Below are 11,473 nucleotides of genomic sequence, written 5' to 3'. Positions count from 1 at the left end.
GTATCATTTGTTGAATTACCCATTCCTTTTGTTCTGCCGTATAGCGTACTCGTTTCATCTTACTCTGCCTTTCGCTCTCCAACGGGTTAGATTTCTGATGACGCGACATCTATCCTGACATGGAGGGCTGGGTACCAGTATCGCCAATGTGGGCTTACCCACCTTGACCCAGGCTTTCAACGCCTCTTTCCAGCAAGTGCAATGGGTGGTGCTTGCCTACCTGCTTGCCATTACTACCCTGATCGTCAGCGTCGGCCGCCTGGGTGACCTGATAGGCCGCAGACGCTTGCTGCTGGCTGGCATTGCCTTGTTCACCTGCGCCTCTGCCCTGTGCGGCGCTGTCCCCACACTGAGCCCGTTAATCACTGCCCGTGCAGTGCAGGGCCTTGGTGCAGCCATCATGATGGCGCTGACCATGGCCTTTGTCGGTGACACCGTCAGCAAAGAAAAAACCGGCAGCGCCATGGGCTTGCTGGGTACCATGTCTGCCGTTGGCACAGCCCTTGGCCCATCACTGGGTGGCGTGCTGATCGCAGGACTCAACTGGCGTGCCATCTTCTTTGTCAATGTGCCTCTGGGTATAGTGAGTTTTATTCTTGCCCGGTGCTATCTGCCGCCTGATCCCCAGCAACAAAGTAAAACAGGTGCGCGTTTTGACTATATCGGCACACTATTGCTGGCACTGACGCTGTCGGCCTATGCACTTGCCATGACACTGGGGCGTGGTCACTTCGGCGCACTGAACCTGGTGCTGCTGTTGGCTACCGTCCTGGGCATGACCCTGTTTGTGCTGACTGAAGCAAAAGTCAGCTCACCCCTGCTGCGTATAGACATGTTCCGCGACCCTGTATTGAGTACCAGTCTGGGCATGAATGCACTTGTTTCAACAGTGATGATGGCAACGCTGGTGGTCGGGCCCTTCTACCTGTCCAGATCGCTAGCTCTCAGCGATGCTGTGGTCGGCTTGCTGATGTCGGTTGGCCCCGTTATCTCTGCGTTCAGTGGCATCGTCGCTGGCCGCATTGTTGACCGCATCGGTGCGCAACGCACTGTCATCGGGGGACTGATCGCCATGACCACCGGCGCATTCGCCCTGGCCCTGCTGCCGTCCCTGTTCGGCATAGCTGGTTACGTCGCAGCCATCACCATCCTGACTCCCGGCTACCAACTATTCCAGGCCGCCAACAATACCGCCATCATGCGTGATGTACGTACGGAGCAACGTGGTCTCATTTCCGGCATGCTGAACCTGTCGCGCAATCTTGGCCTCATCACCGGTGCATCGTTCATGGGAGCAGTGTTTGCGTTTGCTTCGGCAAGCAGCGATATCAGGATGGCTGCGCCTGATGCGATTGCAGATGGTATGCGGGTTACGTTTATGGTGGCGGGGGTGATGGTTGTGGGTGCGCTGGTGATTGCCGGGATTGGACGCGTGCTTGTGAAGCGAAGTTTGGATTCCGGGATTTGACGGGCAATCAAGGGCGTGATCGGGTCGAACTAACGGGATTGCGTCCGCTAGCTCAACCCGATCGCAAGCCAATGTCATTCAATAACCCGCCCATGTGACGGAAATTGATGTGATAGTATTTCTTGATCAGTAAGGACATCACCGTACCAGAGCGTGACTTTCGCAGCACCTACCCCCATGCCCAGTTCACGAAACGCCCTGCCTTCTACCTGGGTAAAGCCGCCTTCAGGATTGCCCAGTGGGTGGATAATGATAGTTGGCGACATGGCCAGACGTGATCCACCCACAAGACGAGATACAAATGCTTTGATGAGTTGTTGGCCCGCAGTAAAATCAGATACCAGCGAACGGGGATGGGCGAACGGGTTGACAACGAGAGCACCGATCTGGCTTGTCGCCGCAGAGCGCGCCGCAGCACCAACACCTAAAATTTTCTGATCCGGTGCAGCAGTGATTGCCAACTCTGGCACTTCTGAGATGCATTCGCCCGATTTAACATCCCTGACGCTTAACTGCTCAGGGGAAATTTGGACGTACAGAATAGTTGGTTTGATGAAGTCGAACATAAATAATAATTTATTTATAGAGTGGTCCAGAAGTGCCCATTAATATCCTTTAGTGCCCTTTAGTGTCAATTAATACCGACTAAAAACTGTCTGTTGACCTCAGTATATATGCTACACAATGCACCTAAATGCTGGCCACTCCAGAATCTTGGCTGGTATCGTCTAGCCCCATGCAAATGAAACGCTGGGCTGATGAAATGTGGGCCAGTCTCAATCTGCTTTACTCCAACATCCCCCGCAACACATCCCGCGAATCAAACGCCGCTCTGCGCAAACGATCATTCACACCTTGCCAGTCTTTTTCCTGCGGCAGTGCTTCAACCAGTATCAGGTCTGCCTGCGCATGATCCAGTTCACGCAGGCCTGCGTACAGGTCGTGTGCATAGCCTACCGGGTCGGCGGGCAGGTGGCGCCAGGCTTCTGCCTGGATGGCGGGATGGACCTGGTAGCTCATGAGGGCGAGTTTTTTGTTTTTGGCATGCAGGCGGTTGACGGTGTCGTCCAGTTCAGCGGCTTCGATCAAAATCACTGGTGTATGTGGTGCGTAGTGGGCGTCCAGCGTGCCGGATGCGCGTGGGGCGGCGGCGTCCGGGGCGCTGGGCGTTGTGCCTAACACAGCGGCCATTTGGGCGACCGTGATGTGGCCGGGGCGCAGCAGCACCGGGCCGTGGGTGGCGAGGCGGCTGAGGTCAACAATCGTCGATTCTATGCCGACTTCGCTCTGACCGCCGTCAAGTATGCTGGCGATGAGGCCACCGGGTAAAATTTCTTGCTCAAATTCTTCTTCCACGTGGGCTGCCATGGTGGGGCTGACGTGGCCGAATTTATTAGCTGATGGTGCCGCCACACCGCCCTTGCCTGCCTTGAAAGCGAACAAGAGTTCTTGTGCTACCGGGTGTGATGGGCAGCGTATGCCGACGGTGTCTTGTCCACCAGAGACGGCATCGGGAATATGGTCAGCACGTTTCAAGATCAAGGTCAGCGGACCGGGCCAGAAGGCGGCGATGAGCCGGTGTGCCTCTGCCGGGATGTCTTTGGCCCAGTAGCTGATGTCGGCACCGGGGGCGACGTGGACGATGACGGGGTGATTCGAAGGGCGACCCTTGGCGGCGTAGATGTTGGCTACGGCGCTTGGGTTTTCTGCATCCGCACCGAGGCCATAGACAGTCTCGGTCGGGAAGGCAACCAGTTCGCCGCGTTCCAGTGCTTGCGCTGCTTGCAGAATTGCATCAGGTGTACAAGCCTGGGACTTCATGCCCACTCCGGTGCTGCTATGCCAAGGATGGCGCAGGCTTTACCCAGATTGTCCTGTGCTTCGGCCATGTTTGGTGCGACAAAGGTGATGTGCCCCATCTTGCGAGCGCGGCGGGCTTCTGCCTTGCCGTACAGGTGCAGGTGGGCGCCAGGCAATGCCAGTACCCTATCCCACGCTGGTTCACGCATATTGTCGGTATCGCCTTCATACCAGACATCACCCAGGATATTGAGCATGGCGGCGGGTGAATGCTGACGGGCATCGCCCAGTGGTAATTGGGCCAGCGCCCTGACCTGTTGCTGGAACTGGCTGGTGACGCAGGCATCTATCGTGTAATGGCCGCTATTGTGTGGGCGCGGCGCCATTTCATTGACGACCAGGCTACCATCCTTGAGCACAAAAAATTCTATGCACAGCACACCGACATATGCCATCTCGGCAATGATGTGCAGGGCGGCAGCTTGCGCCTTGCTGGCGACATCTGCTGACACATGGGTGCTGGGGGCAACGGTGGTGAACAAGATACCGTCACGGTGCACGTTTTCTGCAATTGGATACACCACTGCTTCACCATCAACACCGCGGGTGACCAGGACGGAAACTTCATACGCCAGCGGCAGCATTTTTTCCAGCACGCAGGCCTGGCCGTTCATGCTGGCGAAGGCAGCGGCCAGTTCGGCACGGTCACGCACACGTACCTGGCCTTTGCCGTCGTAACCCATGCGTACCGTCTTCAGGATACCGGGCAAGAGTTCGTCCTTGACACCGGCAACATCATTTTGATTCGCAATGCCCCAGTGCGGTGCCGGATAAACATGCGTAGTCGCGCCACAACGGGTGAAGAAATGTTTTTCTGCGAGACGATCTTGTGCGATGGAGACGCAGGCCGCGGCGGGTGCCACAAAGCTGCTTTGCGCCAGCAGGCTAAGGCTGTCTGCAGGGACGTTTTCAAATTCGGTGGTGACGGCTTTGCTAAGCTTGGCCAGTGCCATCAGGCCGGGATGGTTTTCATAGCCAGCCTGGATATGCTGGTCTGCCACTTGCGCGGCTGGGCAGCCTGCTTCGGGTTCCAGCACGGCCACCTGGTAACCCATGGCTTGGGCCGCCTGGGCAAACATGCGCCCCAATTGACCACCACCCATAATGCCCAGGCAACTGTCAGGGGTATTGGGTAACAAGGGTTGGCGTGACTGGTGTGGCTGTGTTGGCTGTGGATGATTGGTCATGGTAGTGAATGTTTTCAAACTTGGCTTATTTTTGCCGGATGGGACAAAGCAAAGGTGGTGCGGGTGTTATGCGAATCGAAGCTTGTTTGTTGCGTGCGTTGGTTGGTCGGGCGCGTAGGTTGGGCTGGGCCTCAACGAATGCATACGTTATTTAAACGCCGAGTGTTGGGCCGGTAAAACGTAGCCCAACCTACGAAGTTAATCCGACCCACGAGGGTAGCCCAACATGCGAAATTACCCCAACCTACAACAACTTACACTCAAACCGGCAACACCATATCGCGTGCAACTTGCGTTTGCTTTTCGCGGAACTCGATCAACCTGGAAGCCAGGGCATCATCAGTCGTCGCCAACATCGCAATCGCGGCCAGTGCGGCATTGGCTGCACCTGCCTCACCAATCGCGAATGTCGCTACCGGTATACCCTTGGGCATTTGCACGATGGACAGCAACGAGTCTTCACCACGCAGGTATTTGGATGGCACGGGCACACCCAATACCGGAACTATGGTTTTGGCGGCAATCATGCCTGGCAGATGGGCGGCACCGCCAGCACCGGCGATGATGGCGCGCAGGCCTCTGTCGCGCGCGGTTTCTGCATACGTGAACATTTCATCTGGCATGCGGTGGGCAGAGACGACTTTGGCTTCAAAGCCTATGCCGAATTCCTTGAGGATGGCGACGGCGTTTTGCATCACGTCCCAGTCAGAGGATGAACCCATGACGACGCCGACGACGACCTTGTTTGCTGCGCTGTTTGCAGTGGTCATCATCAATCCTTCAGGCTTTCGCCAGTCAGCCGTTCCAGTGCTTCGCGGTATTTGGCGGCAGTTTTTTGCACGACTTCCCCCGGCAAGGCTGGGGCTGGTGCAGTTTTTTTCCAACTGGTGATGGTTTCCAGATAATCACGCACGAACTGCTTGTCAAAAGACGGTGGTGAAATGCCGGTAGCATAAGAGTCCGCGGGCCAGAAGCGGGAAGAATCGGCAGTCAGTACTTCATCCATCAAGTGCAGGACACCATTGTCATCGAGGCCAAATTCAAACTTGGTGTCGGCGATGATAATGCCCCGGGTGGCGGCGTATTCGGCGGCTTCAGTATAAAGCTGTATGCTGATGTCACGGATCCTGGCGGCCAGCTGTGCACCTATGCGTTGTTCGGTTTCTGCATAGCTGATATTTTCATCATGCTCGCCCATTTCTGCCTTGGCAGCCGGGGTGAAGATAGGTGCTGGCAACTTGGCTGCCTGTGGCAGGCCTGCTGGCAATTGTATGCCGCAGATGGCGCCGGTATCCTGGTAATCTTTCCAGCCTGAACCGATGATATAGCCACGGACCACGGCTTCTACCATAATGGGTTTCAAACGTTTTGCGACAACGGCACGGCCTTTGACCTGGGCCACTTCATCCGCCGCAACAACGGATTCTGGTGCAATGCCTGTCAGGTGATTTGGTACGATGTGGCCAAGCTTTTCAAACCAGAAATTCGCCATCTGGTTCAGCACCCGGCCTTTGTCAGGAATCGGTTCATTCATGATGACGTCGAATGCAGACAGGCGGTCACTGGTGACGATAAGCAGCTTGTCGTCACCGACAGCATAATTGTCACGGACCTTGCCACGGCCTAGTAAAGGTAGCGAATGAAGAGTGGAATTGATTTGCGTAGTCATGAGGGATTTCTTTATTTCGATCTGGATAGGGTTTACACAAAATTGTTATTGGTGGTGATTTTAGCTTTAGCTTTAGCTTTAGCCCCTTCCCCTTCAAGGGGAAGGTTGGGATGGGGATGGGGTTCTTCCGCAAATTACATAACGGCCAATCAACGGAAACCCATCCCCACCCTAGCCCTCCCCTTGAAGGGGAGGGAATATCACGGCAAATTTACGGACGCACACAACAATTTTGTCTAAACCCTGCACTTCGCTTCCTCATCCCGGCTCTCACCGGGTTGAGGAAATAAACTTATTTCTTAATTGACGATCTGCGCCAAAGCGCCTTTCTTGTATTGCTCTGCCACTTTATCCAAAGGCAAAGGCTTGATCTTGCCTGCCTGGCCTTCGCAACCGAAAGACAGATAGCGTGCCTTGCACACCAGCTTGGCAGCTTCGCGGGCTGGCTTCAGATAATCGCGCGGATCAAACTTGGATGGGTTTTCAAACATATAGCGACGGATCGCACCTGTCATGGCCAGGCGGATGTCGGTGTCGATGTTGATCTTGCGTACGCCATTCTGGATACCGATGACGATTTCTTCCACCGGCACGCCATAGGTTTCTTTCATGTCGCCACCGAACTGGCGGATTTCGTCCAGCAGTTCTTGCGGTACGGATGAAGAACCATGCATCACCAGATGGGTGTTAGGAATGCGCTGGTGGATTTCTTTGATGCGGTCTATCGCCAGGATGTCACCAGTAGGCTTGCGCGAGAATTTGTAGGCACCGTGGGAAGTACCAATCGCAATTGCCAATGCATCGCACTGTGTTTGCTTGACGAAATCAGCAGCCTGCTGCACGTCCGTCAGCAATTGTTCACGTGTCATTTTGCCGTCTGCACCGTGACCATCTTCTTTATCGCCCATCATGGTTTCCAGAGAACCGAGCACACCCAGTTCTGCTTCTACCGTGACGCCGATGGAGTGAGAAAACTTGACCACTTCACGCGACACCTCGACATTGTATTCATAGCTGGCAACGCTCTTGCCGTCTTCCATCAGGGAACCATCCATCATCACCGAAGTGAAGCCGGATTTGATGGCTGCCATGCAGACTGCTGGCGACTGGCCATGGTCCTGGTGCATGACGACGGGGATGTGCGGGTAGGCTTCTACCGCCGCTTCGATCAGGTGACGCAAGAATGCTTCACCTGCATATTTGCGTGCACCGGCAGAAGCTTGCATGATGACAGGCGCGCCGACTTCATCGGCGGCCTGCATGATGGCGGTGACCTGCTCCAGGTTGTTGACGTTGAAAGCTGGCAGACCGTAGCCGTTTTCGGCGGCGTGGTCCAGCAATTGACGCATGGATACGAGAGGCATAATTAACTCCAGATTGCTATAAAAAATCTTTGCCCTTATAACACGGGCTTAACACGCTTAATTCTCGCCGACCCTGACAATTTTCATTGCGTTGGTACCACCCACCTGCCCCATGGGTTCACCCCAGGTCACCACGATCATGTCACCTTTGGCGACCACGTGGTTTTTCAGCAAGACAGTTTCGGCAGACTTCAACACCACTTCCCTATCAGAGGAATAAGGCAGGTTGAATGTCTGGACATTGCGGTACAAGGCTGCCTTGCGCTGGGTTGCCACACTTGGGGTCAGTGCAAACAGCGGCACGTCCACGCTATGGCGACTCATCCACAAGGCAGTGGAACCCGATTCGGTCAGTGCCACGATGGCTTTCACACCCAGATGATGGGCAGTGAACAATGCACCATACGCGATGGATTGGTCGATACGGGTAAAAGTCATGTTGAGGAAATCAGCATCGAGCTTGTTTTCCTGGAATTTTTCGGCTTCCAGGCAAATCTGCGACATCTGCTCCACAGTTTCTATCGGGTATTTGCCAGACGCCGTTTCTGCTGACGTCATGACGGCATCGGTGCCATCCAGCACGGCATTGGCCACGTCTGACACTTCAGCCCGGGTAGGCACGGCGTTGACGATCATGGATTCCATCATCTGGGTGGCAGTAATCGCCACCTTGTTGGAAGCACGCGCCATCTTGATCATGCGCTTTTGCAAGGCCGGTACGGCCGCATTGCCGACTTCCACCGCCAGGTCACCACGGGCAACCATGATGCCATCAGATGCATCCAGAATTTCTTGCAGCAGGGGGATCGCTTCGGCCCGTTCTATCTTGGCGATCATCATGGGTTTATGGTTATAAGGTTCACCGGCGATGTTCGAAAGCTGCCTCGCCATTTCCATATCAGTCGCATTTTTTGGGAAAGAAACGGCGACATAATCTGCCTGGAAAGACATGGCGGTCTTGATGTCTTCCATGTCTTTGCCTGTCAGTGCCGGCGCTGTCAGGCCACCACCCTGGCGGTTGATACCCTTGTTGTTGGATAACTCGCCACCGATCTTGGTGATGGTATGAATTTCATTGCCAACGACTTTTTCAACGATCAGCACGATCAGGCCATCGTTCAGCAACAGCAAATCACCATTTCTGACATCACGTGGCAGGGCTTTGTAATCAAGGCCCACACGCTCCTGGTCACCCATGGCGCAATCAGCATCAAGGATGAACTTGTCACCGTTTTCCAGATGAATACGAGAATTTTCAAACTTGCCAATACGGATTTTTGGCCCCTGCAAATCGGCCATGATGGCGATTTCACGGCCACACTCTGCTGCTGCCTGGCGCACCATGCTGGCCCGGTCTATATGATCCTGCGCCTTGCCATGCGAAAAATTCAGCCTCACCACATTCACCCCGGCTTGTATCATACGCTTGAGCGTAGGCAAGTCATTGGAAGCTGGGCCTATGGTGGCAACAATCTTGGTGGCACGTGACATCTGATCTCCTGAAAATTTTTATATGTTGATTACATAGAACCTGAAAGCGCACCACAGAGGCACGGAGACACAGAGGAGCGCAGAGAAAGGCAAATAATTATTTGAACCCAGATTATCTGAACAATTCTTAGATTTTCTCTTGCCTTTCTCTGTGTCTCCGTGCCTCTGTGGTTAATGGTCTTGAATTTAATTTACAGCACGTTGCAACAAAATTTCTACTGCTGGCAAGGTTTTGCCTTCCAAAAATTCCAGGAAAGCACCGCCGCCTGTCGAGATATAACCGACCTTGTCTGCAATGTTGTACTTGGCAATCGCTGCCAAAGTGTCGCCACCGCCAGCGATGGAGAAACCATCAGAATCTGCAATCGCCTGCGCCAGCACCTTGGTGCCGTTGCCGAACTGGTCAAATTCAAATACGCCTACCGGACCGTTCCAGACTATCGTGCCAGCTTTCTTGATCTGCTCTGCCAGCAGTGCTGCCGTAGTCGGGCCGATGTCCAGGATCATGTCATCATCCTGCACATCCGCCACTGCCTTGACGGTTGCTACAGCCGTTGGCGAAAATTCTTTGGCGCAAACTACGTCAGTAGGAATAGGCACGGACGCACCGCGCCTGGCCATCATGTCGATGATAGCTCTGGCTTCTTCCACCAGATCAGCTTCTGCCAGTGACTTGCCGATTTTCAGGCCAGACGCCAGCATGAAAGTATTCGCAATGCCACCGCCAACGATGAGCTTATCCACCTTGTCTGCCAACGATTTCAAAATAGTGAGTTTGCTGGATACCTTGGAACCGGCAACGATCGCCACCAGCGGGCGGGCCGGATGACCCAGCGCCTTGCCCAATGCATCCAGCTCTGCCGACAACAGCGGCCCAGCGCAGGCGATAGCGGCAAACTTGGCGATGCCGTGGGTAGTTGCTTCTGCACGGTGGGCAGTGCCAAAGGCATCATTCACATACACGTCACACAGAGCAGCCATCTTTTGCGCCAATGCATCGTCATTTTTCTTTTCGCCTTTGTTGACGCGGCAGTTTTCCAGCAAGACCACCTGGCCCGGCGCTACATCGACGCCATCGACCCAGTTTTGCTTCAGTTCTACGGTCACGCCCAGCAATTCGGACAAACGTTTGGCGACAGGTGCCAATGTATCTTCTGCCTTGAATTCACCTTCAGTTGGACGACCCAGATGCGAGGTCACCATCACCGCTGCACCTGCCTGCAAAGCCTGCTGTATCGCTGGTACAGAGGCACGGATACGGGTATCTTCGGTAATATTGCCATTATCGTCCTGGGGAACGTTCAAATCGGCGCGGATGAAAACACGTTTGCCCTGAAGCTTGTTAGCTGCGATCAGGTCACTGAGTCGGTTGAATTGCATCGTGATATGGAATTGGCAAGGTTGAAGGGTGGCGATCCTGTCTGTGCCAGTCGGGACAATGACATGACGCCAAGATAAGTATTGCAAAAGTCCTCAGCCTGCTATTTTACCAAAGGCAGGTTGCAGACCATACCGTTTTGAGCGGGTTTCGCTAGTTTAATGCAGAGTTTGATAATAAATTGACATTTATTGTGCAAAATTATTATTCAGGGGTGCTGGGTGAGTGGTATTGCATCGCTGAAGGATCGCTTGGGCTGCAAGAGCACGTACGTGCTTTTGTTGGTTTATTAAGTGGTGGCTGCAGGGTTTTATCGAAATTATTGCCAGCGACTTATACAAAGAACTGCCATCGACAGGAAGCCCCTCTTCACTACGATGATTTAATTATCGTCGTTCCAGAGAATGGCCAGATGCAATAATAAAAAGAAAACACCAACATGACAGAACAAAACTACTAAAAAATGAAAATACAAATTAAGCTCACAACATTTTATACAACGAAAGACGAAGCACGTCTTTTCATGGCTTTAAGAGATATATCCGCATTGAAATCGATGCAAGGTATTGATCGCTCACTTCAAATCGATTTCGATCTAAGAAAGCTAAGCCGCGATTCTGTTTTTGAATTGATCGGCATATTGACTCGTTACCAAATCGATCTAAAACCGCTTAGCGTCCTCGCAGAACGCAGCAAACTTGCATGGATAAAAGATAAAAAGTGGTATTGGCACGTTGGTATGTTTGGCGAACAGTTGCTGTAGGTTGGGCCGGGCCTCGCCAGGCTACGCTTTATCAGCGCAACACTGTGCTTATCAAACACGTATTCGTCATTTCGTCTATCTTGCGTACGGGCAGGAGGCCACCGGGCTAACGCTCCAGTGGCGTTGTTTTTGTGCTGTACTTTGATTGAAACGATTGCTCTTCGTGGACACAAGCCGGGTCTCGGCCCGGCGGCCGAAATACTTTCTTTGCTTCCCCTCCATGTCAGGATAGATGTCGCGTCATCAGAAATCTAACCCGTTGGAGAGCGAAAGGCAGAGTAAGATGAAACGAG

At 53.6% G+C, this 11,473-nt stretch carries 11 protein-coding genes; 3 read left to right on the top strand and 8 right to left on the bottom strand.

Annotated elements, in window-relative coordinates; genetic code table 11:
• Positions 1–127 precede the first annotated feature (127 nt).
• Positions 128–1,468 (top strand): MFS transporter, encoded by a 1,341-nt coding sequence (locus ACO0K9_RS27745; RefSeq protein ID WP_422990595.1) that lies wholly within the window; start codon positions 128–130, stop codon positions 1,466–1,468.
• Between the two features lie 74 nt (positions 1,469–1,542).
• Here the strand turns inward: ACO0K9_RS27745 and ACO0K9_RS27740 are convergent, their stop codons facing one another.
• The 8 genes from ACO0K9_RS27740 to ACO0K9_RS27705 form a co-directional block, all read right to left on the bottom strand.
• A complete protein-coding gene (locus ACO0K9_RS27740) occupies positions 1,543–2,034 on the bottom strand; it encodes a rod shape-determining protein MreB (RefSeq protein ID WP_422990593.1) in 492 nt (163 codons plus the stop codon).
• 220 nt (positions 2,035–2,254) lie between these two features.
• Positions 2,255–3,289 (bottom strand): L-threonylcarbamoyladenylate synthase, encoded by a 1,035-nt coding sequence (locus ACO0K9_RS27735; RefSeq protein WP_422990591.1) that lies wholly within the window; start codon positions 3,287–3,289, stop codon positions 2,255–2,257.
• Positions 3,286–4,515 (bottom strand): 5-(carboxyamino)imidazole ribonucleotide synthase, encoded by a 1,230-nt coding sequence (locus tag ACO0K9_RS27730; protein WP_422990589.1) that lies wholly within the window; start codon positions 4,513–4,515, stop codon positions 3,286–3,288. Before ACO0K9_RS27730 ends, ACO0K9_RS27735 begins: the two co-directional genes overlap by 4 nt.
• 260 nt (positions 4,516–4,775) lie before the next feature.
• Complete coding sequence (gene purE, locus ACO0K9_RS27725; RefSeq protein WP_422990587.1) at positions 4,776–5,285, bottom strand: 5-(carboxyamino)imidazole ribonucleotide mutase; 510 nt, start codon at positions 5,283–5,285, stop codon at positions 4,776–4,778.
• 2 nt (positions 5,286–5,287) lie between these two features.
• Positions 5,288–6,184, bottom strand: a complete 897-nt coding sequence (locus tag ACO0K9_RS27720; RefSeq protein WP_422990585.1) for a phosphoribosylaminoimidazolesuccinocarboxamide synthase — start codon at positions 6,182–6,184, stop codon at positions 5,288–5,290.
• Positions 6,185–6,483: 299 nt separating this feature from the next.
• The gene (gene fba, locus ACO0K9_RS27715; protein WP_422990583.1) at positions 6,484–7,548 is read right to left on the bottom strand and encodes a class II fructose-bisphosphate aldolase; all 1,065 of its coding nucleotides are present in this window, start codon (positions 7,546–7,548) and stop codon (positions 6,484–6,486) included.
• Between the two features lie 57 nt (positions 7,549–7,605).
• A complete protein-coding gene (pyk, locus tag ACO0K9_RS27710; protein ID WP_422990581.1) occupies positions 7,606–9,039 on the bottom strand; it encodes a pyruvate kinase in 1,434 nt (477 codons plus the stop codon).
• 186 nt (positions 9,040–9,225) lie between these two features.
• On the bottom strand, positions 9,226–10,419 hold the full coding sequence (locus ACO0K9_RS27705) for a phosphoglycerate kinase (RefSeq protein ID WP_422990579.1): 1,194 nt from the start codon (positions 10,417–10,419) through the stop codon (positions 9,226–9,228).
• A gap of 179 nt (positions 10,420–10,598) precedes the next feature.
• Between ACO0K9_RS27705 and ACO0K9_RS27700 the strand changes: the two genes are divergently transcribed.
• Positions 10,599–10,838 carry a hypothetical protein gene (locus ACO0K9_RS27700; protein ID WP_422990577.1) on the top strand — a complete coding sequence of 80 codons (240 nt, stop codon included), beginning with the start codon at positions 10,599–10,601 and terminating at the stop codon, positions 10,836–10,838.
• A gap of 42 nt (positions 10,839–10,880) precedes the next feature.
• Positions 10,881–11,180: a hypothetical protein gene (locus ACO0K9_RS27695; RefSeq protein WP_422990575.1), complete on the top strand. Its 300-nt coding sequence runs from the start codon at positions 10,881–10,883 to the stop codon at positions 11,178–11,180.
• Positions 11,181–11,473: the final 293 nt, after the last annotated feature.

Source organism: Undibacterium sp. Ji50W, from assembly GCF_049340445.1.
Taxonomy (GTDB): domain Bacteria; phylum Pseudomonadota; class Gammaproteobacteria; order Burkholderiales; family Burkholderiaceae_D; genus Undibacterium.
The sequence above is the reverse complement of the archived record's forward strand: the minus strand, read 5'-3'. Positions and strand labels throughout refer to the sequence as shown.

What these genes read in the sequence shown, in the direction of transcription:
- ACO0K9_RS27740 (WP_422990593.1), bottom strand. Translation starts at nt 2,034, where the DNA reads ATGTTCGACTTCATCAAACCAACTATTCTGTACGTCCAAATTTCCCCT.
- ACO0K9_RS27735 (WP_422990591.1), bottom strand. Translation starts at nt 3,289, where the DNA reads ATGAAGTCCCAGGCTTGTACACCTGATGCAATTCTGCAAGCAGCGCAA.
- ACO0K9_RS27730 (WP_422990589.1), bottom strand. Translation starts at nt 4,515, where the DNA reads ATGACCAATCATCCACAGCCAACACAGCCACACCAGTCACGCCAACCC.
- purE (WP_422990587.1), bottom strand. Translation starts at nt 5,285, where the DNA reads ATGACCACTGCAAACAGCGCAGCAAACAAGGTCGTCGTCGGCGTCGTC.
- ACO0K9_RS27720 (WP_422990585.1), bottom strand. Translation starts at nt 6,184, where the DNA reads ATGACTACGCAAATCAATTCCACTCTTCATTCGCTACCTTTACTAGGC.
- fba (WP_422990583.1), bottom strand. Translation starts at nt 7,548, where the DNA reads ATGCCTCTCGTATCCATGCGTCAATTGCTGGACCACGCCGCCGAAAAC.
- pyk (WP_422990581.1), bottom strand. Translation starts at nt 9,039, where the DNA reads ATGTCACGTGCCACCAAGATTGTTGCCACCATAGGCCCAGCTTCCAAT.
- ACO0K9_RS27705 (WP_422990579.1), bottom strand. Translation starts at nt 10,419, where the DNA reads ATGCAATTCAACCGACTCAGTGACCTGATCGCAGCTAACAAGCTTCAG.
- ACO0K9_RS27695 (WP_422990575.1), top strand. Translation starts at nt 10,881, where the DNA reads ATGAAAATACAAATTAAGCTCACAACATTTTATACAACGAAAGACGAA.